General features: G+C 70.3%; 21 protein-coding genes. 7 read left to right on the top strand and 14 right to left on the bottom strand.

The window, feature by feature from the left end; genetic code table 11:
- Positions 1-88: 88 nt before the first annotated feature.
- The 4 genes from ACRYCC_RS28170 to ACRYCC_RS28155 all read right to left on the bottom strand — a co-directional run bounded on the left by ACRYCC_RS28170 (position 89) and on the right by ACRYCC_RS28155 (position 4,702).
- Positions 89-934: a leishmanolysin-related zinc metalloendopeptidase gene (locus tag ACRYCC_RS28170; protein WP_433816717.1), complete on the bottom strand. Its 846-nt coding sequence runs from the start codon at positions 932-934 to the stop codon at positions 89-91.
- Positions 935-1,033: 99 nt separating this feature from the next.
- Positions 1,034-1,474, bottom strand: coding sequence for a hypothetical protein (locus tag ACRYCC_RS28165; RefSeq protein ID WP_433816716.1), 441 nt, complete (start codon positions 1,472-1,474; stop codon positions 1,034-1,036).
- An 18-nt stretch (positions 1,475-1,492) separates the two neighbouring features.
- The gene (locus tag ACRYCC_RS28160; protein WP_433816715.1) at positions 1,493-2,077 is read right to left on the bottom strand and encodes an RNA polymerase sigma factor; all 585 of its coding nucleotides are present in this window, start codon (positions 2,075-2,077) and stop codon (positions 1,493-1,495) included.
- Positions 2,078-2,125: 48 nt separating this feature from the next.
- Positions 2,126-4,702, bottom strand: a complete 2,577-nt coding sequence (locus ACRYCC_RS28155) for a CHAT domain-containing protein (protein WP_433816714.1) — start codon at positions 4,700-4,702, stop codon at positions 2,126-2,128.
- 110 nt (positions 4,703-4,812) lie between these two features.
- Here ACRYCC_RS28155 and ACRYCC_RS28150 point away from each other — a divergent pair, with 110 nt between their 5' ends.
- Positions 4,813-6,291, top strand: coding sequence for a S8 family serine peptidase (locus ACRYCC_RS28150; RefSeq protein WP_433816713.1), 1,479 nt, complete (start codon positions 4,813-4,815; stop codon positions 6,289-6,291).
- A gap of 68 nt (positions 6,292-6,359) precedes the next feature.
- Here ACRYCC_RS28150 and ACRYCC_RS28145 read toward each other — a convergent pair whose 3' ends face one another.
- Positions 6,360-8,435 (bottom strand): LuxR C-terminal-related transcriptional regulator, encoded by a 2,076-nt coding sequence (locus ACRYCC_RS28145; RefSeq protein WP_433816712.1) that lies wholly within the window; start codon positions 8,433-8,435, stop codon positions 6,360-6,362.
- A gap of 37 nt (positions 8,436-8,472) precedes the next feature.
- Positions 8,473-9,015 (bottom strand): hypothetical protein, encoded by a 543-nt coding sequence (locus tag ACRYCC_RS28140; protein ID WP_433816711.1) that lies wholly within the window; start codon positions 9,013-9,015, stop codon positions 8,473-8,475.
- 346 nt (positions 9,016-9,361) lie between these two features.
- Here ACRYCC_RS28140 and ACRYCC_RS28135 point away from each other — a divergent pair, with 346 nt between their 5' ends.
- Both ACRYCC_RS28135 and ACRYCC_RS28130 read left to right on the top strand, forming a co-directional pair.
- Positions 9,362-9,691 (top strand): hypothetical protein, encoded by a 330-nt coding sequence (locus ACRYCC_RS28135; protein WP_433816710.1) that lies wholly within the window; start codon positions 9,362-9,364, stop codon positions 9,689-9,691.
- A 116-nt stretch (positions 9,692-9,807) separates the two neighbouring features.
- The gene (locus ACRYCC_RS28130; RefSeq protein ID WP_433816709.1) at positions 9,808-10,179 is read left to right on the top strand and encodes a hypothetical protein; all 372 of its coding nucleotides are present in this window, start codon (positions 9,808-9,810) and stop codon (positions 10,177-10,179) included.
- Between the two features lie 850 nt (positions 10,180-11,029).
- Here ACRYCC_RS28130 and ACRYCC_RS28125 read toward each other — a convergent pair.
- Genes ACRYCC_RS28125 through ACRYCC_RS28115 form a run of 3 tightly spaced genes read right to left on the bottom strand, consistent with a single transcriptional unit; the run spans position 11,030 to position 12,501 of the window.
- Positions 11,030-11,650, bottom strand: a complete 621-nt coding sequence (locus ACRYCC_RS28125; RefSeq protein WP_433816708.1) for a dihydrofolate reductase family protein — start codon at positions 11,648-11,650, stop codon at positions 11,030-11,032.
- On the bottom strand, positions 11,650-12,156 hold the full coding sequence (locus tag ACRYCC_RS28120; protein ID WP_433816707.1) for an SRPBCC family protein: 507 nt from the start codon (positions 12,154-12,156) through the stop codon (positions 11,650-11,652). Before ACRYCC_RS28120 ends, ACRYCC_RS28125 begins: the two co-directional genes overlap by 1 nt.
- Before the next feature lie 3 nt (positions 12,157-12,159).
- Positions 12,160-12,501: an ArsR/SmtB family transcription factor gene (locus tag ACRYCC_RS28115; RefSeq protein WP_433816706.1), complete on the bottom strand. Its 342-nt coding sequence runs from the start codon at positions 12,499-12,501 to the stop codon at positions 12,160-12,162.
- A 368-nt stretch (positions 12,502-12,869) separates the two neighbouring features.
- On the opposite strand from ACRYCC_RS28115, the gene ACRYCC_RS28110 reads away from it, so the two are divergent.
- The gene (locus tag ACRYCC_RS28110; protein WP_433816705.1) at positions 12,870-13,856 is read left to right on the top strand and encodes a DMT family transporter; all 987 of its coding nucleotides are present in this window, start codon (positions 12,870-12,872) and stop codon (positions 13,854-13,856) included.
- A gap of 117 nt (positions 13,857-13,973) precedes the next feature.
- Here the strand turns inward: ACRYCC_RS28110 and ACRYCC_RS28105 are convergent, their stop codons facing one another.
- Complete coding sequence (locus tag ACRYCC_RS28105; protein WP_433816704.1) at positions 13,974-14,486, bottom strand: ester cyclase; 513 nt, start codon at positions 14,484-14,486, stop codon at positions 13,974-13,976.
- Positions 14,487-14,774: 288 nt separating this feature from the next.
- Positions 14,775-16,334 (bottom strand): hypothetical protein, encoded by a 1,560-nt coding sequence (locus ACRYCC_RS28100; RefSeq protein WP_433816703.1) that lies wholly within the window; start codon positions 16,332-16,334, stop codon positions 14,775-14,777.
- 199 nt (positions 16,335-16,533) lie between these two features.
- On the opposite strand from ACRYCC_RS28100, the gene ACRYCC_RS28095 reads away from it, so the two are divergent.
- On the top strand, positions 16,534-16,944 hold the full coding sequence (locus tag ACRYCC_RS28095; RefSeq protein WP_433816702.1) for a hypothetical protein: 411 nt from the start codon (positions 16,534-16,536) through the stop codon (positions 16,942-16,944).
- A gap of 27 nt (positions 16,945-16,971) precedes the next feature.
- Here ACRYCC_RS28095 and ACRYCC_RS28090 read toward each other — a convergent pair whose 3' ends face one another.
- Positions 16,972-17,097: a hypothetical protein gene (locus ACRYCC_RS28090; RefSeq protein WP_433816701.1), complete on the bottom strand. Its 126-nt coding sequence runs from the start codon at positions 17,095-17,097 to the stop codon at positions 16,972-16,974.
- Positions 17,098-17,270: 173 nt separating this feature from the next.
- Between ACRYCC_RS28090 and ACRYCC_RS28085 the strand changes: the two genes are divergently transcribed.
- Positions 17,271-19,796, top strand: a complete 2,526-nt coding sequence (locus tag ACRYCC_RS28085; RefSeq protein ID WP_433816700.1) for a tetratricopeptide repeat protein — start codon at positions 17,271-17,273, stop codon at positions 19,794-19,796.
- A gap of 11 nt (positions 19,797-19,807) precedes the next feature.
- On the opposite strand, the gene ACRYCC_RS28080 is transcribed toward ACRYCC_RS28085, so the two are convergent.
- Positions 19,808-21,001 (bottom strand): hypothetical protein, encoded by a 1,194-nt coding sequence (locus ACRYCC_RS28080; RefSeq protein ID WP_433816699.1) that lies wholly within the window; start codon positions 20,999-21,001, stop codon positions 19,808-19,810.
- A 61-nt stretch (positions 21,002-21,062) separates the two neighbouring features.
- A complete protein-coding gene (locus ACRYCC_RS28075) occupies positions 21,063-21,971 on the bottom strand; it encodes an SDR family NAD(P)-dependent oxidoreductase (protein WP_433816698.1) in 909 nt (302 codons plus the stop codon).
- An 84-nt stretch (positions 21,972-22,055) separates the two neighbouring features.
- On the opposite strand from ACRYCC_RS28075, the gene ACRYCC_RS28070 reads away from it, so the two are divergent.
- Positions 22,056-22,589 carry a TetR/AcrR family transcriptional regulator gene (locus ACRYCC_RS28070; RefSeq protein ID WP_433816697.1) on the top strand — a complete coding sequence of 178 codons (534 nt, stop codon included), beginning with the start codon at positions 22,056-22,058 and terminating at the stop codon, positions 22,587-22,589.
- Positions 22,590-22,598: the final 9 nt, after the last annotated feature.

Raw genomic sequence — 22,598 nt, 5'->3', positions numbered from 1 at the left:
CGGCCATTCGGCGGGACGGGCGGGCGGCTTACCCGGGTTGCGGCCGCACCGCGGCCGCTCCGCCACCGGCCCGGCGCCCGTCAGTCGCTCATTGTGCGGGGACCGGTATGGGGACGGTGGGGAGGACGAAGCCGCGGTCGACGGGTGCGGCGTGGGTGACCAGCAGGCCTGCCTGTGCGAGCGAGAGCAGGTCGGGCAAGGTGTAGGGGTCGGCGGCGGCGAGGTCCACCTGGTAGCCGAGGTCCTGAAGGCCGGCGATGGTCAGTGCGCTCAGCGGATTGCCGGCCGCGCCCACGAAGCCGGTCATGAGCTCGGTGCCGAAGACGCTCTCTCGCCAGTGAACGCGGGCGGTGCCTCCGCCGCCCTGGTTCTCCACCGGCACGGGCTGGGGGCCGCCCGTTCCGAGGAGCAGGCCGTACTGGGTCATCGCGGCGGGTCCGTTGAACACCGGGTTGGTCAGCGCGGCCGGGTCGTCCGGCAGTGGGCTGACCAGTCCCTGCAGGGCCCACATACTGCCGATTCCGAGTACGTGACCCATCTCGTGGGTGATGACGTCGAGCAGGGTTCCCTCGCTCTCCATCTGGGCGAGGTCTGCGGTGTCGAAGGCCATGTGGCCCTTGCACGGCTGTTGCCAGGTGCCGTCCGGGGCCCTGCGGGCGTGGGTGGGACCGGCCTGTCCCAGGACGTGGCCGACTCCGTCGATCGCCTGGCCCTGGGCGAGGATCAGTACGTCGTCGATGAGGTCGCCGTCGATCTCGATGTCCGGCAGGTCGCCGACGATGACGTGTGCCCAGCGGTCGGCGGCGCCGGCGAACGCGGCCTGCTGGGTCTCGGTGAGCCCGCCCAGGAAGCGGATCTCGATGGTGAACGGTGAGTCTGTCGCCGCGAGCTCCTTGGCTCGCGCTGCGTCGGCTTTCGCCAGATATGTCTCCATGGCTCGACAATCGCCCTACTGCCCGCACCGCGCATGAGCAGGGGCCTACTCAGGTTTCCGGCCAGAGCACATGCCGCAGAGGCCGAGTCCCCGCGACGATCAGTGGGCCGGGAACCACTCGGTGACGATGCCGGGGTCGAGGTCGCAGCGGAGGCTGACCGGGCCGTGGCCTAGCGGACCCGAGGTGAAGCGGCCCAGGTCGTCGGTGGTGACGGTCACGGTGCGGCCCGGGGTCCGGATGTCGATGCGGACCGGACCGGAACAGTCCACGCGCCCGATGATGCCGGTCTCCTCTCCGTCCACCACGAGCTCGACATCAATGCTGACCGGCCCTGCCGTGAAGGTGAGCAGCCGGCCGGGAGAGCCGGCACGGACGGCGCCCGCCGCCGTACGCGAGTCGAACGTGAGCGTGGCGAGTTCGGCGTCCACCGACCTCATCGTGAACGCGGCCTCGGCGGCTTGCCGGGCCCGGTCGGGCGGCGGGTCGAAGAGCCGGGCCGCCTGCCGTAGCTCCGCCTCGAGTACGGCGTCGTCATCCATGCCCTGCCTCCTTCCGGTTCACCCCGTACCGCGGACGCCCCGTTCGGCCAGCAGCCCGCGGAGCCGCTGGAGGCATCGAGCTCTGGTCGGGCCGACGCTGCCGACCGGCATCTCCAGTGCGGCCGCTATCTCAGCGTAGCTCGGCGGCGGCGAGCCCGACAGGATGCCCAGCAGTCGGCGGCAACGGTCCGGCAGGTCCTGGAAGGCCGCCCACAGCCCGTGCAGCCGCTCGGCCTGGTCCGCGGCTTCCTCGGCGGCCAGCACGGAGGCCTCGGGAGAGTGGTCGTCCACCGCCGGGGCGACGGCGTCGGTGTCGGGCACCGGGCCGACGCGCCGGCTCGCGCGGAGCAGTTTCAGGGCTTCGTGGCGGGCCGTGGTGGCCAGCCACCCACCGATCCGGTCCGGCTCCTTGATCCGGCCGATGTGGTCGGCGAGCCGGAACCAGGTGATCTGGCCGACCTCCTCGGCGTCGTCGCGGCTCAGCCCCTGCGCCCGGGCCACCGACCACACCAGGCCTGTGAAGCGCCCGACGAGGGCGTTCCACGCGGCGGCGTCCCCATCGGCCGCCGACGTCACCAGGCCACCGACATCTTCGTTGTGCACCGTGGCTTGCTCCCCTGTAGAGGGTCCATCGTAGGCAGGCGACCACCCTCAGGCCGCGCCAATCGCGACAAACGACAAGCCGGTCGCCTGGTGCAGCGGATCCGGCGGCAGCGCGCGCCGGGCGTCGCGAAGTGCCTCGGCCATGCTCCGCCCGGCCCGGAGCGCCTCGTGCAGCGCCAGCATCAGCGGGACCGCGGCCTGGTCGTTGACCGGCACCACGGCCGCGACGATCCCGGCCGTGCCGAGCGGGAGCAGCGCGGACGCCAGCCCCAGGAGCTCGTCCGCGCCGACCTGCTCCAGCCGAGCCGAGTCGCAGCTCGGCAGGACGATCCGGTACGGGGCCCGCCGCAGCCGCTCCAGGTCATGCACGCTGAGCGGACCATCGTCCATGCGCAGCGCGGAGAACATCGGACTGTCGGACCGGAATGTCCCGTGCGCGGCGAGATGCGCGAGGCCGCAGCCGTCCATCGCGGCCAGGACCGCCTCCACCGTCGCCCGGCCCCAGCCCAGCACGGCCGGCTTGTCGTAACCGGCGGTCAGCGCCGGTACCTCGCCGCCGGCCAGTCCGGGGCCCTGGACCAGGACCACCCGGTCCGGTCCAGGGCCCTTGTCCAGGGTGCGCAGCCAGGCATCTGCCGACGGCGCCGCACTGTGGACCCGGTCGTGGAACGCGGGCATCACCGCCCACGGCACACCGTGCAGCCGCGCCGGGGGCACCACGATCACCGGCCCGGTGCCGAGACGGGACGCCGCCGGGCCCAGCAGCAGTTCCTGCAGCCGGCGCCCGCCCGTCCGGACGATCGCCAGCCGCTCCGCCGAGGCGTGGTAGGAGAGCCGGTGCAGACCCGCCCGCACATGGCCGAGCTCGGCCAGCGCGTCCGCGGCCCGTCCGGCCCGGAACTTCCGGACCCGGCCCTGGCCGCAGAGCAGCGTGTACAGCTCGCCGTCCAGCTCGGAGATCTCCACGAGCAGGTGGTCGCCGAGGTCGCGCAGCAGCTCGCGGCTGTCGAGGCGGCCGGTCGCCCCGCCGGCACCGCTGATCCGGTACGACCGGGACCGGATCGCGTCCTCCAGCCGGCGCAGCTCCCTGGCGAGGTCCCTTCCGCCGCTCTCGATACGGTTGTGGATCTCCCGGAAGGCCGTCAGGTCGCGCAGCAGGTCCGGGTCGTCGGGCGGGCGGACGGGGGGCACCGCGAGCGTGGTGGCCCGCCAGCGTTCGCTCCATTCCAGCAGTCTCCGGGTGCTGCCGGTCCGCAGGCTGATCCGCTGTGCGAGCGCCGCCAGTTCTCCGCCGTACGCAGTGGCCCGGGCCCGTAGTTCGGTGGCGCCCAGTGTGAGCCGGTACTGGTCCAGGACGTCGAGGCCGCGGCGGCAGGCGGTCAGCGCGGCCGCGTTCTGCCCGGCCGCCTCGGCGCGCAGCGCGTACGCCAGCCAGCCCTCGACGCGGGCCAGTGGCGGGCCCTTGAGCCGGGCCTTCATGGCGGTGGCGAGCACGCGGTCGGCATCGTCGAAGCGGTTCAGTGCCAGCGCGACCCGGCCCGCGAGCAGCGCCGCCGGTACGGACTCGGGCGAGTTCAGTGCGGCCAAGCGCGTTGCAAGGTCTTCGGCCTCGCGGAAGAGCCGCGCGGTGTGTTCCCCGGTGGCGAAGCGGGCCTGGCAGTGGACGAGACGGGCATGCGTCCGCCACCAGTCCCGGCGCTGCCTGGCGAAGATCCGCATCGCCTCTCCGGCCCGTACGGCCGACGCCTCGGGATCACCGGCCGCCAGTGCCGCGCGCGCGGCGGAGAGCAGGAGTTCGGCCCGGCGGATCGGCTGGCCCCGGGCCTGCTCGATCGCCTTGATCGCCTGGTCCGCCTCGGCCAGCGCGTCGTGCGCGAGCCCGGCCATCAGCAGCAGCCCCGACCGTTCGACGTGCAGCACGTACATCGGCGTCCCGAGCACGGCATAGCGCCGGGCCGCCTCGTCGAAGTGCGACAGCGCGGCCGGTACGTCACCGCTGCGGGAGGCGGCCAGCCCTCGATTCTCGATGGCCATCGCCATGTCGACGTCCTGCCTTGTCTCCGCGCAGAGCCGCTCGGCCTCGGCGAAGTCCCGGTCGGCCGCGGCAGCCTCACCCATCGCCAGCCGTACGGTCCCGCGAATGCTCAGCGCACGAACGAGCCAGATGGCGTCGCCCGCCTCTCGGAGAACCGGCATCGCCACCCGGAAATCGTCCATGGCCTCGGCGTGACGGCCGAGGGTCCAGTAGACGGCAGCGCGGCGGTGTCGCAGCTGCGCGGCCGCGAGTCCCTCAGCGGCGATGAGCGCCGCCTCCAGCGTCGCAAGCCCCTGGCGGGTGCGGCCGGCGAGGACGAGCGCGGCGCCGAGCGTGCCCAGCACGTCCGTCTCACGATCCGCCGAGCCGGACCGACGGGCAAGACCACGGGCTCGCTGCAGGGCGGCGATCGACGCGGTGACGTCGCCGAAGTCTCTCTCGAAGATCCCGATTGCCTGGTAGGCGACCGATGCGTCGAACGGACTCACTGAATCCGTCAGAAGGGCGCGCGCCGCGGTAACGGCCTCCTTCGGCCGTGCGAAGACCATCGGCAGCAGATCCAGCGAGTTCTCGAGGCCCCCAGGTGGCACGCATCGATGCTAAGTCCACGGTTCGAGGCTCGTCCATTGCGACGATGTATCAGGAGGGCACTCGGGGGCTCCAGATCGTGTGCCTACTGAGCAACCAAGGAGATCGGGCCATGGCGTCACGAAGATTCGTTGAGCAGCTCCGCGTCGTACAGGATGCGCTGAATGTGCCACTCGCCGCCGGACCCACCGGGACAGGGCCGGCCGATCCGCCGTGCGCCTTCCAACGCGGCACCATCCTGGTCGGCAGTGAGGACGCCGGCTGGCTCCAAGAATCATCCGACAGCCCGCTGCGGCACATGAGCCCCAGGCGACAGAGTCATCCGGAGCGCGCGGGGCTGGTACGACTGAGCGTCGGCTCCGCCGTGGATGAGGCCGAACTCGGTGATCCCACGCGGCGGGACCTCGGTGATCCCATGCGGCCGGACGATGATGTGCCCGAGGCACTCGATCGCCTGAAGAACATGGCGGACCGGCGGGCGATCGATGCCGCACCGAACCACATCATCGGGATCACTAACGGGACCATCTGCCCGGCCGACGAGCCGTGGCCGACCACGGAACCCCGCAGCGTCCGTGACGTGGCACCGGCCCCGGCCGACCACCGCCGACCGCTGGTCCTGGTCATCGACACCGGCCTGGTCGCGGAATACGGCCTCCTCGGCTTCGGCGACGGCATCTCCGGAGCCGCGCGCAAGAACGAGACCACGACCGGCCCGGACGGCCAGGAGTACATCCGCGAATACGTCGGCCATGGCACCTTCATCACCGGTCTGCTGAAGGCCGTCGCACCGACCGCTCTGGTCCAGGTCAGCAATGTCCTCGACCAATCAGGTGCCGCATTGGAGGACGACTTCACCCACCGTCTCTTCGCCGCACTGGATCAGTTCCAGGCGGAGCACTCGGACTGGCCGGACATCATCAGCCTGTCCGCCGGATCACCGGCCCTCAAGGATCTTCACCACCTCCCCGTTTTCTCGAGGTTCATTGAGGCGATCAGGGACAAGCCGACTCTGTTGGTGGCGGCGGCTGGCAACAACGGCAACTCGATCCGCTTCTGGCCGGCCGCGTATGCCGCGGAACCCTCGGCGGCCGACTTCGTCGTGTCAGTGGGCGCTCTGCGTGAATGTCTGACCGGCCGCGCCTGCTTCAGTGACTTCGGCCCCTGGGTGAAGGTGTTCGCGCCCGGAGAGCGGCTCGTATCCGGCTTCTCCGGCGCCGCTCGTAAGCTGCAGTACCAGCACGCGACCTTCGAGCAGTGCCAGTTCCTCCCACCCGCGGACAACTACTGCTGCGCCTGCCGAGCCCCCTACCACGGGGGGGCGCTCTCGCATGAGTCGTCACTCGTCGGCGGGGGCTCCGTGGCGGACTTCACCGGAACGCACGACGCGCGGTGGAGCGGCACCTCGTTCGCCACTCCGCTGGTCGCGGGGTACGTCGCGCAGCGGATGGCCCGGGAGAACCGCGCCGACGCACGCGGCGTCTACGCGGACATGCGTAAGAACGCCGAGAGGATCGACATCGCGGGCGAGACCGCCCTCAAGATCGTCCCCACCGGCTTCACCGTGCAGCCGATGGACGTCGACTGCTGAGCAGCCGGCCGAGCCTCGGGCGGGACCCCCGTCCCCGCCCGAGGCCCGATCGCGTCCACTGGTGACCCCTACTCGGTTTCCAGGCCGGCGAAGAGCTGCGCCAGGCCGGCCCGGTCGTGGACGCCGAGTCGGTCGTAGATCGCGTACAGATGGTTGGCGACGGTGCGGATGGAGACGGTCAGCCGGTTCGCGATCTCCCGGTTGCCGAGCCCGGCCACCGCGAGCCGGGCGATCTCGCGCTGCCGCTGGGTGAGGTCCGGCGCGGCGAGCGCGGTCAGCGCGGGGGTGCACGCGCCTTCGCAGACCCGGCCCAGCCGCCAGCCCTGGTTGAGCGCGGCGCGGGCGCGGCGCGGCTCGCCGGTACGGACGTGCTCGGCGGCCGCCTGGGCATACGCCTCCGCCGCGTACAGCAGGTAGCCGAGATGCTCGAACTCCTTGGCCACCACCTCCAGCGCCGTGCCGTCATGGGCGATGCCGGCGGCCGCCTGCCTGGCCACGAGGGCGGCGTACGCGCCGGACAGCCGTTCCAGCTCCGGCGCGACCCGTTCCGGCATACCGAGCCGGACCACGTCGTGGAGCGCGAACAGCCGCGCTCGCCCCCGTACGGCCAGCGCGGCGCCCACCGTCCCCTCGCGGTCACCTGCCGCGGCGAGCAGCCACACGCGTGCCAGCCCGACGGCCCCGGCCCCACACTCGCCCAGCGGCCCGGCCGCGGGCACCAGAGCGCCGGCGTCCACTTCGGCCAGGGCCTGGTGGGCGGTGGCGGGGTCGCCGAGCAGGGCGGCGGCGTGCGCGAGCTCTCCCATGCAGAGCGGGATGGGACGGCGCAGAGCACCGTCCCGGGCCCAGCGCAGTGCCGTGCGGGGCAGGCCGCGCAGCCGGGCCAGGCGGGCCTGGTGGCCGCAGTAGGCGGCGGCGGCCTCGTCCCAGCCGGTGTCCGCGCCGATCACCGCGGCCACCGTGAGGTCCCCCGCCTCGAGTGCGGCCTCCAGCCGGGCCGCCTCTTCGTCGAGCAACGACGTGTGCCGGGTGGCCGCCGTGATGACCGCCGCCGCCGGCGCTCCTCCCCCCGCCGACAAGGCCGTACGGCCGAGCCGGAGCGCCAGCGGCACCTCGTGGCCGGCCAGCGCCCGATCGGCGGCGGCGATCAGCAGGTCCGGGGCGACCGGATCACCACAGTCGAGCCGCCACACCGCGGCTCGCAGCGGATCGTCGATGCACCGGGCCAGGCGGCGCTGGATCCGGCGGGCCCGAAGCCGGCCGGTCATCGCCCGGATGATCACGGCGTAAGGAATGGTCCCGTCAGGGGCGAGAAGCCCGCGTGTCTCCAGCAGTTCGACGGCCTCCGCACCGGCCAGCGCCGCCAGCGTCTCCACCGGCAGCGGCGTGCCCGCCGGACCGGCCGCGGCGAAGGCGGCGTGAGCCAGGGCGTCCCAGGCGGGCCCGTCGAGGTCGCCGCACCGGCTCGCGACCAGTTCCCTGATCCGGCCGTCGACGGTGTCCAGGCCCCGCCAGGTCCACAGGCCGCCGCGCTGGACGAGGATCCCGGCGCGTACCAGCTCGCCGAGCATCCGCAGGTCGCCTCGTACCGTCGCGGCGAGCCTGCGCACCGCCCGGTACTCGACCGGGCCGTCCAGGACGGCGCCCAGCAGCTCGGCCAGTTCCGGCTCGGTCAGCGGGGCGAGTGGCAGCCGCCCGAGCAGGTCGTCCTTCCACAGGGCGGTGATCGCGTCCGGGGCAGGGGCTCCGTCCACGACGGTGGCCACCACCCGCACCTCCCGGTGCAGGGCGAGCTGGTGGACCAGCGCGGCCGAGGCGTCGTCGAGCAAATGCGCGTCGTCGACCACCAGCACCGGCGCCGGCCCGCGCCGCAGCGCGGCGCGCACCTGCTTCGTCGTGGGCGGCGCTCCCGGCGACAGCCAGCCCGCGAAGGCGGAGAGCGGCTGCCGCGCGGCGCACCGGGTCCCGACCACGCGCAGGGCCGGGCGGACCTCCGCGGTGAGGCGGGTACGTCCGGCTCCCGGCGGCCCGGCGATCAGCAGTCCTCGCCCCTGCCTGCCGTGCAGGGCCCGGGCGATCCGGTCCAGATGCGGCCCCCTGGCAACCAGAGGCCAGTGCGTCGTCCCCATCGCATTACTGGTCATGAACATAGGAGCCGGTACGGCCCGCGCTGATACATGACTACGGGCGCTCATGGGGCGCCGCCGGCCGCGAGTCCCGCTCATCGCAGCAGTCCCGTCCACGGAGCACTCTCGGGAGGTGGGGCGCGTAGGCCCACAGGCGCGAGATGACCCACAGGCTCTTGGCGTCGGTGCGGCACCTGCGGCCGTGCGCGCAGGTGCTCGGCGTAGGCATCCAGATCGTCGGTGGTGACCTGGGAAATTCGGTGGTTCCGCGTGCGGCGAGCCAGGAGGCGAAGCGATCCACGTCTGGAAGTAGTGGCGCAGCGTGGACGGTTGCGTCGTCGAGCGTGAGGCACGCTGCTGGAGCAGGACGGCCGGGGGTCGGCACGTTCAGCTCGGCGAATGCCGCGCGCGTCAGGCCGGGCCGCAGCCCGGCGGGGCACCGGCTCCAGTCGACGACCAGCGAGCGATTCGACTCCTTGGGGCTCATCAGGGCCAGGCGCCAGGCCAGATCACGAAAGCGGGGCCGCTGCTCCGGTTCGAAGCCGGGCCGCAGCCGGTGGAAGAGCAGGACGAAGGTGTCCGGTGCCGGGCCGATCACTTCCGGTGCGGCAGGAGTGGGCGAGGGCGCGGTAACGGATCAAGCCTCCGTTCCAGCATCGCGTGGATCAGCTCCCGGTCGCTGTCGTACGCCACTTCGCTCCCTCAGCCGCAACACGACATGAGGCAACACAGCGTATGTCTACAGAACATCGCTACGTGATCTCCTTGGGAAGGACCGCGGCGAGCGGACCCGAGTCACCATCGCGCTGGCCTCGGTGCGGTACCCGAAGCCGCTCTCTTTGCCAGCCGCCGCGTGACCCTGCAGACCGCACAAATCACCGCTTGCGGAGGCGCGCCCGGCGTGAACAGTGAGAACAAACTTACAAACTAAGTCAGGAGGCGTCATGAACAAGATCGCTAACTACGGTGCCCTGGACCTCCACGGTGTTGAGGCCATGGACGGCAGTGTGCGGTTCTACGTGAGCGTCGTCACCGATCGACACGTGCTAACACGCATAAAAGACGTCCTCGACCGTCTGGACATCCGATACGAGGGTGGCTGGATGGAGGAGGACCACAGTGTCCGCTGGGTGCACGCCATCGTCTGGGACCCGGACATATCGTTCGTGTTCGACGTGGTGCACAACCTGCTGGAGGTGTGGGAGCCCGGGTATTTCAACATCGACTATCCAAGTGATAGTCACCCGGGCGAATGCACGGTTCTCCTCCTGTGAACGGGGGGAGGGCCACAAGAAGGCCTACGGGCTTTCAGGGCCGCTGGACTCGATGTCCAGCGGCCCCTTTTAACGTCCACCACAACGGCAGGTCGAAGACCAGCCACACCAATCTCGTGGATCAGACTCCGCAGGACCGGCCCTACCTCGCTCCATCCGATCAGCAGAATCGGACCCACCGCATCGAACGCCGCACGCCCGTACGCACCGCGCAGGATCGGCTCGGCAGCGTTGAGCGCAAGTGTCGTCATCCCAGAGAACGCGAGAAGAACCCGCGCGGACCTGAGCCGCCGGGGCGAAACGCCATGGCCAGTCAGCTGGTGCAAAGCCAAAAGCAACGCCACGACGGACAGATCGACGGCTGGAGCCACCAGCGGAGCAGCCCACCCAGGAGCACCGAGCTCAAACCCAACGCCCACACGTTAGAGAAACTGAAGGCGAAAGTGAACATCGCGATCAGCAGTAGCGTCGTCGTGATGATCCGCTGAACGAAGACCTCCGCCTCGCCTGTGTGCACGTGTCTGTTCCGGGTCCTGGTCACCAACAGATTCCCTCCCTCCTCAAAAGCCCCCACACGTAACACGTACGGCCCCTTCCCTGTCAGCCATGCCCCTGTCATTGACAGCAGCGACCGACTCCCCACCAACCGCGGACCATCCCACCCGCCCAAGTCCGACCCGTCTCAGCCATCAGGAACCGGAACATCAACTAGATCAACACGTCCCGTGCAACCCTCTCCGAACGCTGAACACGCTCAAGGCTGACGATGTGAAGCCCTGGCCTGGCGGCATAAGGAGGTGAGACCTCCTAGCCAGCCGATCTCATCCGGCATGATGATGGCTGAACCCGCTAAGCGATGAAGGCGTGGCGACAGAACCATCGCAGCCGAGACCACATGTGTTGGCCCGAGGTGTGCCCGGACGTCCGGGAACACACAGGTACCAGCAAGCAGAGCCAGGCACTATTCGGCAACCACAATCGGTCACACCATGCCGAAACGGGATGAAATAACGTTCGTCGAACGGGCAGGCACAGATTAAAACAGCATCCAAACCGCTACGGATCAAGAGGTTGGGGGTTCGAATCCCTCCGGCTGCGCTTCGTCTGACCAGCAGAAACGCCCCTCGAGATGACCATGCGAGGGGCGTTTTGCCAACACCCTTGCCATCAGGGACTTCGTACTCGGTGAGGGGACGTAGTCGGCGTCGCGGGGTATCGACCGGTCGGCCGGCACGCCGTCACCGGCCCGTCACCCGCTCCACCTAGAAGGGCCAGGCCAGGGACATGATCCCCAACCTGGACCTTGATCGTTTCTAAGGGCGAGCAGTCGCCGTGCGCCTACCGCTTCCGGACTGCGTAGGTCAGGTGGGTCGCATGGTGCGTCGGCTCCGCGCGGACCGGCTCCAGGGCCACACGGCCCGCGTCCACGCCCTCGAACAGGCGGATTCCGGAGCCGAACAGCACGGGTGAGAGCGCGATCGAGAACTCGTCGATCAGACCGGCGTTCACGTACTCCAGGATTGTCGCGCCGCCGCCCGCGATGCGGACGTCTCGGTCGCCGGCGGCCTCGCGGGCCTGGTCGAGCGCGGTCTCGATGCCGTCGTTGACAAAGTGGAAGGTGGTCCCGCCCGGCCGCTCCCAGGGGTCACGCTTCTCGTGCGTCACGACGAAGACCTGGGTGTGGAACGGCGCCTCCTCCGGCCACATCTGCTCGCCGGCATCGAACATGCGCTTGCCCATGACGCTCGCGCCGGTGCGCTCGAACGTCTCGCGGGCGATGTCGTTGTCGCGCCCTTCCTCGCCGCCCTCGCCGATCTTCAGGTTCTCCCGGGTGAACCGCTGCGGGAGGAGCCACGCATGCAGTTCCATCCACTGCTGCCCCATCAAGTCCTCGCTGGACTCGGGCGCGACGAACCCGTCCAGCGACATCGACACGCTGAAGAACACTTTTCCGGCCATCAGCCCTCAATTCCATTCCGAACGATTTCGGTGATGTAGGCAGCCAGGTTGCTCAGGGTCTGCTGGCCGCCCTCGATCGCGTGGTACTTCTCGACCGCCTCCTCGCGCAGCTCCTTGGTGGGGAACACCGTGCGCATCTCGATCCGGGTCGCCGCGCCGTCGGGCGCGAACGTGAGGACCGACTCGAAGGCGTTCGGGTCGTCGCGGGACTCACCGTGCAGCAGCGCGATCCGCTCCGGCGGGGCGATCTCGGTCCAGGAGATCCATTCCTGGTAGTCCGTCCCGTCCGGCCCGTGCAGCACGAAGTCCCACTCCCCGCCGACGCGGAACTCGAAGGACCGCGTGGTGGTGGTGAACCCCTCCGGTCCCCACCATCGCGACAGGTGCCGCACCTCGGTGAACGCCTCGAACACCAGCTCCCGTGGGGCACTGATGACCCGGGAGATCACGATCTCGCGGTCGGCCGTCGCCGGCTCCGCCCGGGATTGTTGCCTTGCCCCTGCCATCGGTCATTCCTCCTGCCGTGTCTGCTTGAGGTCCTGCACGTACGCGTCCAGCCGGTCGAAGCTCTCGTTCCAGAACCGCTCGAACCCGCCGGCCCACTCGTGGACCGGCCGCAGCCCGCGGGCGTCCAAGCCGTACAGGCGCTGTTTGCCTGCCTTGCGGTCCCGCACCAGCCCGACCTCCCGGAGCACCCGCAGGTGTTTGGACGCCCCCGGCTGGGTCATCCCCAGTTCCTGGGCCAACTCGGTCACCGGCCGCTCACCCGCCCGCAGCAGTACCAGGATCTCCCGGCGCTGCGGCTCGGCGATCGCGTTGAAGACGTCCGACGTCGTCGCTGCTCGTGCCATGGCAGCAATCATATGCCCATATCGGAATGCGTCAAGCAACGCGTCGCCTAGGTCAGGCGGGAGTGGGTCTTCGCCGGCCAGGGTGTGGGCACCGACCTGATCTGTGCCGTGTGGTAACGCCGCGCGGTGCGCACGAAACGCTTGACGGACGGCGCGGTACCGGTAGCAGGTCACCTTGTCCCGCCGGCCCGCGGCACGCCGAGCGTATGATCATTTTGAACTTCACAAACCAAACCGGTTCTGCGGAGTCTCGTCGTATCCATCGGCGCGATCTCCAAGGGACCGGCTCACAGCTGATCCCTTGCGCGCCTGTTCGAGGGATTGCAAACATGAAAAGTTCACCGGCCACAGGGCCGGAGAATATGGCTTTGGGCGCGGGTCTCACCCTCGTCGAAGGTTCGTCGAAGCTGTTCGGGCGGTCGATCTTCAAGAACTACCTGCTCGACAGCATCGCGATGTCCGCTCTGGTCGTCACGACGGCCGAGTACGGCATCGGTGCGGCAGTTCTGCTGCTGGTGGCGTACAGGCTCCAGATACTGGGGCTGGTCCGCCACACGGAGCCGCGGCCTCAGCGGCTCCGGTTGACCTGGCAAGCCGTGACGGCGATCGCCGTGCTCGGCGGCTGCAACCTCATGGGCCGGGGCCTGATGGCCCTGGCGATGACGTCGGGGACGGCTCTCGCCACCATCAACGCCATCACGTTCGCCGTCTCGACCATGACCTACTCAAAGGAGGTCTGGCAGACGGGGCAACGGTTCGCGGCGATGCTGGTGCCGCTGCTCATCGTGCTGGGTCTTGCCGTCTCCATCGAGGCATGGCACATCACGGTGCGCCCGTGGGGAGTCATCTGGTCCATCGGATCGGCTCTCTCCGGCATCATCTACATGGCGCTGTCCCGGAGTTACGTCGATCGGGGCGGTGCGGACGCCGACCAGTTCCAGGCACTGAGCACGAGCCTGGGCGTGGTGGGTCTCGCCGTGTGGGCCAAGCTGGCGGGCGAGGACCCGTCGGTCGGCTGGTCCTGGGAGGTCCTCTTGGCGCTGCTCTGCACAGCGCTGATGACCGTCGTCGTTCCCAGGTACCTGCACGTGAGGGCGAGAAGGGCGCTCGGAGATGCCGTCTACACCATCTTGTGGAGCGTCATTCCGCTGCTCGGGCTGCTGGTCGATCTGATCATGGAGCAGAAGATCCCGACGATATGGCAGGTCGTCGGGATGTCCTGGATCAGCGTGATCGCCGCCGGAGCGTCCCTGCTCCGGCTGCCGCCCGAGGCGAGGGCCACCCAGCGGAGAAAGTTCCGCAGGGCGGTCAAGCGCCTCAAGAAGCTGTTCGGCTGCGGGTCCGCCTACGGGTGATCCGGGCCGGTCGGCACCGTACGTGTGGTTTCGCATGACACCGCACGAATTCTACGGCGGGGAGGCATCACAGCTTCCCCGCCGTTCCCGAAGCCCGGAGATCCCGGCCCGTACCTGCTACCGCCGCAGTAGCATCCGCCTCCAGCCGGACCGCTGCCCGGGATCCACGACGTCATCGGCCGGGGGCGAGGGAGGTTCGGGCTCAGCCAGGACGAGCCCGAGCTGGCTGTACAGCTCCAGCTGATCGAAGTATCCGCGGTGCGTGACGATCTTGCCGTTCTCGACGTAGGCCGCACAGGCGGCACGGACGGTGACGTGACGGCCGGTCCCCTCCAGCACCCGTCCGTTGGGCAGCAGGAACGGCCCCGTGTGAGTGCCGGTGAGCGCCCATTCCGTGATGGCGGGATCGTCACACTCCATCTCGGCCCACGCCGTCTGGTGGTAGTCCTCGAAGCCGTCGAAGAAATGCTGGTAGAACCAACCGATCTCCTCGGGTCCTTCCGCTACACCCGTCGGCGAGACCAGTACGGCGTCTGGGCTGTAGTACTGGATCGCTCGATGCACGTCGTGCGCGTTGATCGCATCGTGCAACCGGTGTTTGACATCCCAGGAAGAAGAAGAAACAGACATGACGATGGCCCTTCACTGATATGGAGACGAGGCCCTGGGAGGCCCCCCGGTGCACTTCGGGATGACCAATGTCGCAGCGCTCAGGCGACACCGAGCCGGGTCGGAAACCCAGCACCGTTTCTGACGCTACCCAGCGAGGATTCAGCCCCGGACAACGTGTCCGGCCGGCTTGCGTTCAGGAACACCCCACTCTGTCCAGACCGGCCCATACGCTGTCCAAGGCCGCCAAAAGTCGGTTCCGGGCAATTCCTGACCGGCGGCGACGGCACAGGCGCTTCAGTTGCGGCTTCAGTTGCGGCTCAGTGCGCGGGTGATGCTCGCCAGCACGGCGATGGTCAGCACCCAGCCGAACACCCGGAGGCCGGCGGCCAGGGCCAGCCCGCCATGGAGCGGGCTGAAGGCATCCTCCTGGCCGAGGTTGGGTGCGGGCAGCAGCAGGTCGAGTGTGTACAGCAGGGTGTTGAACGGCGGGTGGTCCGCCTTGGCCGCCGCCGGATGATGCCGGGCGAAGTACCACGAGCCCACCGTGAACGCGGCGGCGAGCCAGAGCGCCGCACGGCCGGGCACATACCCGTACCCCGCCAGGACGTCCTGCAGCCAGCCCCACGGGCGCGCCCACCAGCCCTGCTCCCGCATCCGGGCCCGCTGCTTGGCCAGCAGCACCCGCCGCGCCTCCTCGTCATGGCCCAGCCGCCGGTAGTGGGCCGCCAGCTGCTCGTACGGCTGCGCGCGGTAGCCGCCCGCTGATCGCGACAGCCAGCCGAGCCGCAGCCGAGCGGGTGCGTCGGGGTACAGCTCCTGATAGGTCAGTCCGTTCAGTTCCAGCCGGTCCGGCCACTGCCAAGGATCGTCCTCGATGGCCCCGATCCGGGCGCTGACCAGCCGGACCACTCCCTCGGCGGTGAATCCCCCGGTGAGGATCATGTTCTGGTCCATCCGCAGACCGTCTGCGGACAACGCCTCGCCGCCGGGGTTGACCAGCCGCGCGCCGGACAGATCGAACGCCCCGCCGATCCGGCCGTCGAGCACCCGGACCTCACCCTCGGCGGTGAATCCGTGGCGGAAGAACACGCTGCCCGCCACGGTCAGCCTGGTCGCCGACAGGGCGTGCCCGCCCGGATTGACCAGCCGGGCGCCGTCCATCTCGAGGTTGCTCCCGATGTGCGCGCCGCGCAGCCGGATGGTCCCCTCTGCGCTGAACCCGTCGCGGCAGTAGATCCCGCTCGTCACGGTCAGCCCGTCGGCCAGGAGCGCGTTACCGCCCGGGTTCTGCAGGCGGGCACCGTGCAGGCGGAGCGTTCCACCGATGTGCGCATCGATCAGGTCGACCTCACCCTCGGCCACCAGCCCGTCGGCTCGCACGTCGCGCTTAACGGTCAGCCCGTAGCCGACCAGCACCTTGGCATCCGGGTTGACCAACCTGGCGCCCTGCAGGACGAACGTGCCGTCGATGTGGGCGTTGGCCAGCCGAACCTCGCCCACGAGGCTGCCTTGCAGGGAAACGGTGCGAAGCCGGGCCTCCTCGGCCTGGATCCCGGCGCCCAGCCAGCACCCGCGCAGCGCCAACCGGCAGCAGGCCTCCATCCCCGCGAGGTCCAGCAGGCCTTCGATGCGGGCACCCTGCAGCACCAAAACACCGACGCTGCCCGGCTCGACCGGGACGGCACCCGCCAGCAGCGCGGCGACCACCTCGGCCCGCACCCACCGGTCCTGGCCCCAGTCCGGCGGCTCCTCCACCGGGTCGTAGCTCTCCTCGTCACCGGTTCGCAGGTCCACCCACTCACCGGTCGGGAACGCCTCCCACAACCGGCGCTCCGGCACCGACAGATCGTCGACCGTGATCGCCATGGCCCCAGACGGTAGATGAAGGCCGCTTCGCTGTACACCCGGCATCCGCCGGCGGGCATGGCAGCGCACCTTCGTGGGGGTCTCCGTGGCCTTCAGCGAGCAGGAACCGGATGTCCGCTTCGCCGGAGTCCTGTTGTCGGGCCAGGGCGCCGGGGAGATTATTCGGTCGAGACAGCGGTCAAGGACTCGAGGAGTTCGGATGCCCTCCGCCCCCGATCGACGATTCGCTCAGTACTGGTACGTGGATGACGACACCGACAGCCACCTGGAGGTGAAAAATCACCTCGACTCCCCGTTGGTCCTGGTCGTACGCCTGCGTCTCGCCGACGGCGAGAAGGCGGAGCTCGAACCGTTCACTGTCGGTGCCTTCGCGACGATGCGCATCGGTCTGAAGGACCGGCTCGACGACTACCTGGAAAGGCTGCCGGGCGCGCCGGAGCCGTTGGGCCCGCCCCGCTGGGGAGACGGCTCCCGGCCACGCAGCCTGCTCGGCAGTGCCGAGGTGGTGCCGGTCTATCCGAGGGGACCTACGCGCGGCACCTTCCAGGACTACGAAGAGGACCTCGGCCACCGGGTGTGCAACTTCAGCATCACAGGGTGCCGACCCTGACACCTGCAAGGAGTGGCGGTATGCGGGTCATCGCTGTATCCACCAGATGAGCAGGGCGACGATGGTGGAGCCGGCCGCGTTGGCCATGCCGCACAGAACGCCGCTCAGGGCGTTGCTGGCAAGTCGCTTGATGGTGACGTCGCGGTCGTTCATCGGGACTCCCTCGTTCGAGCCACACCTCGTGGCCGGATGTCGAGGAAAGCGTCCACCGGCCGGGCCATGCCTGTCCGCACCAACGGGCGGTGCGGGCGGGTGCGCGCTTACGCTTGAGGTCAACGGTCACACTCACGGTGCCCGCCGCGGGCACGGCGAATGCGGAGCGGCCATTGAGACACGCGGCACGAGCGTGGTACGAGGCGCTGCGCACGCTGGAGCGACGGGCGGCCGCCGCCCGCCGCTCGGCGGGAGGCGTGTACTCCCGCCGGGAGACGGCGCGCGCACTCGCCAGGCCACCCTATGGAGTCCAGCTGAAGGGTCAGCGCCTCAGCAGCTGGCTGCCCGAGGATCCGAGCAAGGCTCAGGTGCCCCGGTTCGCCGACTCCGACACGGTGTGGGCACTGGTACGGCTGTGGAGCAGCTGGTGCGGTGACCCTCGCCCGGATCGCTCGTACTGGACCCACCTGCTCGAGGAGGCACAGCCCGCACGGCCGGGCAACGGCGAGCCGTCCACGACCGTTCCGGTCACTCCGGCCGCCCCGCCCGCACCGCTTCCGCGCGAGCTGCCCCGGCCGGCCGCGGAGTTCACCGGCCGGGAGGAGGAGCTCGCCGCGCTGTGCGAGCACCTCCTCGGTCCCGGTCACGACGGTGGGACGGCGGTGGTCTGCATCGATGGAATGGGCGGTATGGGCAAGTCCGCCCTCGCCGTTCAGGTGGCCCATCAGGTCGCGGCGCGATTCCCCGACGGGCAGCTCTATGTGAACCTCCAGGGCGCCACCCCCGGTCTGGTGCCGGTCGAGCCGCTCGATGCTCTCGGCCGGATGCTGCGGGCGCTCGGCTGCGACCCCGGCACGATTCCCGGTGAGGTCCAGGAGGCGGCCGCCCGCTTCCGGTCGCTGACCGCCGGCTGCCGGTTGCTGATCCTGCTGGACGACGCCGGTGACGCGCGGCAGGTACGGCCCCTGCTCCCCGGCGGACCAGGGTGCGCGGTGCTGGTCACGAGCCGCCGTCCGCTCGTCACCTTGGAAGGTGCGTACAACCTGCGCCTGGACCTGCTCACCGAGGAGCAGGCACTGGCGCTCCTCGGCCGGCTGGCCGGGGCGCGGCGCGTCGCGGCGGAAGCGCGGGCCGCGGCCGCGGTCATCGAGGCGTGCGGGCGCCTGCCCCTGGCCCTCCGCATCGCGGGCGGACGGCTGGCGTCCCGGCCCACCTGGCGGATCACCGTACTCGCGGATCTCCTCGCCGACGCCAATCAGCGCCTCGAGACACTCGAGGCGCTCGCCGTGGACGAGATGGCGGTACGCCCCAGCTTCGACGTCTCACTGAGTGCGCTGCGGAACAGCTCTCATCCGCTGGACCAGGCCGCGGCCACCGCGTTCGGGCTGCTCAGCGCGGCGAGCGGACCGGACTTCGGCATCCTCGCCGCGGCCCGGGCCCTGGACAGGCCCGAACCCGTCGCGCGGGCCCTCCTCGAACGCCTCGTGGACGCGCAGCTCCTGGAGGCCCCACGCCCGGACCGCTACAGGTTCCACGACCTCGTACGGCTGTACGCCCACCAGTTCGCCGCCGCCCACTGCGCCCAGGACGAGCGAAACGCGTTCCTCACCCGCCTGATCGGTTTCTACACCGCCACCGCATGGCGCAGTCTGACGCTGCTCAGACCCGGTGACTACCGGCTGGCGTCCGCTGAACCGCGGTGGAGCCTGGACGGTCAGAGACTGCGGACCGTACAGGAGACACTCGAATGGCTGGAGCTCGAACGCGACAACCTGCTCGCCGCCGTCACCCAGGCCGCGGCCGCGGTGCCCGCGCTCTCCAGCGAGGCGGCCGGGCGGCTCAGCCGTGCCCTGTCCGCGTGCCTCGACAGGCGGGGCTACTGGCGGGACGCCGTCAGGACCGGCCTGATCGCCCTCGAGCTGGCCGAGCGGTACGAGGATCGCGCCGCGCAGGCCTATGCCCACAATGACCTCGGTTTCGCCTACCGGCGTCTCGGACACTACGAAGAGGCGATCCGCCACCTGGAAACCGGCCTTTCCCTGTTCCGGGACCTGGACCATCCGGCGGGCCGGGCGTACGCCCTGGCCAATCTCGGCAGCACCTACGGCGGCCAGGGGAGGCTGCTGGAGGCGATCGACTTCCAGCACGAATCCCTGGCCATCTGGCGGGACCTCGATGACCTCCTCGGCCAGGCCACCGCTCTGATCAACCTCGGTCACGCCTACAGGCAGCTCCGCCGGTACGACGAGGCGATGGCGGCTCTCCACGAGAGCATGACCCTGTGGAAGCAGCGGAAGGACCGGCGCGGGCGCGGCACCAGCCTCGGCATCCTGGGCGTCGTCTACCGTGAACTCGGGCGGTTCACGGAGGCGGCCGCCTGTCATCACGAAAGCCTGGCCATCTCGCGTGAGCTGGGCGACCTTCGCAGTCAGGGCCTCGACCTCTACGAACTGGGCATTCTCCAGCACCGGCTCGACCGCCCCGAGGAGGCGCTCGCACTGCTGCGGGAGAGCCTGACGATCTTCGAGCGGATGGGCCACGGCTCGAACCAGGTACGGGTCCTCCGCAAGCTGACCGAGATCCTTCGGGCCACCGGTCACCACGAGCAGGCCCGGGCGGAGTCGGAGAAGGCCCTGCGGGTCAGCCGGACCCTCCGCTCACCCGAGGAGGTCGCCCCGGCCTCTCGCACGCCGGGCTGACGGCGACCCCGCTATCCGCGCCGGACGGGATTGGCGTGCAGGCCGCCCTCGCCGCAGGGCCAGGCACCGGTGTCCAGGGGAGCGAGGTCGGTGCGGGCGATGACCAGGGAGCCGTCGCCCTTGCCCCAGTCTCTGGTGAGCACGAAGAACAGCCGTCCGCCCTCCAGCAGCAGCATCCGGTCGACGCCCTCGCCCGCTCCCTCGTACAAGGTGTGGACCCGGAGGTCGGGATCGGCGAGCTGGAGCGTGTCGTGGCGCCAGAACGCGGCCCGGCCGTCGCCGCTCAGCACCGGGCCCGCGGTGTAGTAGCCGGGCAGGTAGGGGCCGTCGGTCATGCTGCCGTCCCGATGCAGCCGCCGGAGCAGGCGGGTCGAGGAGTTGGAGTTGTCCTGTTCGAGGACGCGGATTCGCCCGGCGCCGTCGACCAGCGGCGCACCGTGGCTGGGCCACTCGGCCACCACGGCGCCGTCCCGGTCGTACAGCCAGGTCGAGAACGCGCCGTACCCCTGGCTGCCGACCAGGAACCTGCCCGGCCCGGCGATCGCCCGCTCCCCGGTCGGATGCGGCGGCGTCACCCAGACGAGCTCTCCGGTCGCCGGGTCGAGGCAGAAACCCATGCCGATGCCACTGGACCAATCGGTGTAGGTGGCCAGCACCCGGTCGGCCGACACCAGCAGCGCGGCCCAGCGTTCCGGAGTCAGATCCGTCGGCCGCCACGACGGCATGGGCTTCACCCGCCAGTCGTCGTCCGCGCCCATCTCCGCCACCCCGCCGAAGGACATGCGCGCATCGGGCAGCCGGGTCGACCAGCGGCTCGTACCCGATCCGTCGGTGCGTTCCACCCGCGCGTCACGGTACGGACGGCTCGTCCACGCCAGCAGGAACCCGTCCGGCAGGACGACGAAGGTCCCGATCCGCTCATCGGGCGCGCAGGAGAACTCCACCCGCCGGCCCGGCGTACCCGACGCCGCCGTCTCCACCAGCGCCCGGCCGTCGGCCAGCCAGACACCACCGTCCGGTGCGACGCGCATCTGCCCGGTCGCCGTGCCGACGGGCCTGCTCCAGCACGACCGTCCGTCGAGGTCGACCGCGTGCAGGACGGTCCCCGACTCCGCACCGCACAAGACGTACACCGGCCCCGCCGCGGCGGCAGCAGCGATGGGACCGGGCCGCCCCGCCAGGTCCACACGTTCGATCCTCGTCACGACCGTGATCGTCCCGGCCCCGCTCCCCGTCCGCAACCCGGTGGCACGCGCCGGCCGCGCGTCACAGCGCCGGGGGGAGCCCCACGAGGCGGGCGCTCTCGTCCCACAGCCGGTCGCACCGGGTGAGATCGGTGGTGTGCGGCGCGGTGGGGACCTGCTGCCGCCTGACGAAGAAGCGACCCGTGATGCCGTCGGCCGCCGGTGAGGTGGCCAGCCACACCGGTGTGTCGGCGCCGGTGTCGGGCCCCGGCATGAACCGGTTGAGCACAGCGCCGAAAAGTCGCAGCGCACCGCGGGAATCCCGGCCGAGTCCGGTCCCCCCGATGATGCCGGGATGCGCGCCGTTCACCGTGATGCGCCTGCCTTCGAGCCGGCGCGCGAGCGCATAGACGAACATCGCGTTCATGTTCTTCGTACGGCCGTAGGCGGTGAACGGCCGGAAGCTGGGCAGCGGGCCCAGTCCGCGGCCGGTCCGGCAGTCGAGGTCCGCCAGGTCGACCGGCACCCGGGCGAGTGCCCGCGGGGAGGCGCCGACGACGACGAAACGGGCCGGGCGGGTGCCGATGGGGCCGACCAGTGAACGCAGCAGCAGGTAGGGAGCGAGGTGGTTGGTGGCCAGGGTGCGCTGGATCCCCTCGGGCGTGACGTCGTGCGGGTCGGCGATGACGGCCGCGTTGCTCACCACGATGTCCGGCGCGGGCTGGCGGGCCAGCCGTCCTGCCAGGTCACGTACGTCCGCGAGCGACGACAGGTCCGCGCGCTCTGGCCGTACGTCGGCGTCCGGCACGGCGGCGAGAATCCGTTCCCGTGCGTCGTCCAGCCGTCGGCCGTCGCGTCCCACGATGACGACGGTCCGCCCGGCCGCCGCCAGCGACCGTGCGATCGCCTCTCCGATCCCCGACGTCGCCCCGGTGACTATCGCCCGCTGCCGCTCGTGCATCTCGTACTCCGTCCCGACTGAGGTTGACATCGTCAACCTAATCCCGGAGGTTGACAACGTCAACCAGGAGCCATGGGCTTGACAGGCCCTGATTGGCCAATCAATAATGACGTCATGAGCGATCGCCCGACAGCAGACCAGCGCCGCGAGCAGGTGCTGGAGGCGGCGATCCACGAATTCGCCGAGCACGGCTACCACGCGGCCAAGACGGCCGCGATCGCCAAGCGGGCCGGGATCTCCCAGCCCTACATCTACGCGCTGTTCCCCGACAAGAAGACCTTGTTCCTGGCCTGCCAGGAACAGGTCCGCGAGCAGATCCGCGACGCCTTCACCGCGGCCTGGCGGCCGGCGGCCTCACCGGAGGAGTCGCTGACCCTGATGGGAGGCCGCTACCGCACCCTGCTCGCCAACCCCGACGCGCCGCGCTGCCAGCTCCAGGGTCACGCGGCCTCCGCCGACCCGGAGATCCGCGCGGCCATGCGAGCCGGCTTCATGGAGGTCTTCGACCTGGTGCGGAAACTGTCCGGCGCCGACCGCGGCACGGTCTCCCGCTTCATGGCGACCGGCATGCTGCTCAACCTGGGCTCCGTGCTCGAACTCCCCGCCGACTACACCACCGTGTCCCCCTTCGAGGGACCGCGGGCCTGATTTTTTTTT

It is taken from the genome of Actinomadura scrupuli, assembly GCF_050971785.1.
GTDB lineage: Bacteria > Actinomycetota > Actinomycetes > Streptosporangiales > Streptosporangiaceae > Actinomadura_E > Actinomadura_E scrupuli.
This window is presented reverse-complemented; position numbering and strand designations above follow the sequence as displayed.

Bases quoted from the DNA above. Each gene is read 5' to 3' on its own strand.
- ACRYCC_RS28170 (WP_433816717.1), bottom strand. From the start codon at position 934: ATGGAGACATATCTGGCGAAAGCCGACGCAGCGCGAGCCAAGGAGCTC.
- ACRYCC_RS28165 (WP_433816716.1), bottom strand. From the start codon at position 1,474: ATGGATGACGACGCCGTACTCGAGGCGGAGCTACGGCAGGCGGCCCGG.
- ACRYCC_RS28150 (WP_433816713.1), top strand. From the start codon at position 4,813: ATGGCGTCACGAAGATTCGTTGAGCAGCTCCGCGTCGTACAGGATGCG.
- ACRYCC_RS28145 (WP_433816712.1), bottom strand. From the start codon at position 8,435: ATGACCAGTAATGCGATGGGGACGACGCACTGGCCTCTGGTTGCCAGG.
- ACRYCC_RS28135 (WP_433816710.1), top strand. From the start codon at position 9,362: ATGAACAAGATCGCTAACTACGGTGCCCTGGACCTCCACGGTGTTGAG.
- ACRYCC_RS28125 (WP_433816708.1), bottom strand. From the start codon at position 11,650: ATGGCCGGAAAAGTGTTCTTCAGCGTGTCGATGTCGCTGGACGGGTTC.
- ACRYCC_RS28120 (WP_433816707.1), bottom strand. From the start codon at position 12,156: ATGGCAGGGGCAAGGCAACAATCCCGGGCGGAGCCGGCGACGGCCGAC.
- ACRYCC_RS28115 (WP_433816706.1), bottom strand. From the start codon at position 12,501: ATGGCACGAGCAGCGACGACGTCGGACGTCTTCAACGCGATCGCCGAG.
- ACRYCC_RS28105 (WP_433816704.1), bottom strand. From the start codon at position 14,486: ATGTCTGTTTCTTCTTCTTCCTGGGATGTCAAACACCGGTTGCACGAT.
- ACRYCC_RS28100 (WP_433816703.1), bottom strand. From the start codon at position 16,334: ATGGCGATCACGGTCGACGATCTGTCGGTGCCGGAGCGCCGGTTGTGG.
- ACRYCC_RS28095 (WP_433816702.1), top strand. From the start codon at position 16,534: ATGCCCTCCGCCCCCGATCGACGATTCGCTCAGTACTGGTACGTGGAT.
- ACRYCC_RS28090 (WP_433816701.1), bottom strand. From the start codon at position 17,097: ATGAACGACCGCGACGTCACCATCAAGCGACTTGCCAGCAACGCCCTG.
- ACRYCC_RS28075 (WP_433816698.1), bottom strand. From the start codon at position 21,971: ATGTCAACCTCAGTCGGGACGGAGTACGAGATGCACGAGCGGCAGCGG.
- ACRYCC_RS28070 (WP_433816697.1), top strand. From the start codon at position 22,056: ATGAGCGATCGCCCGACAGCAGACCAGCGCCGCGAGCAGGTGCTGGAG.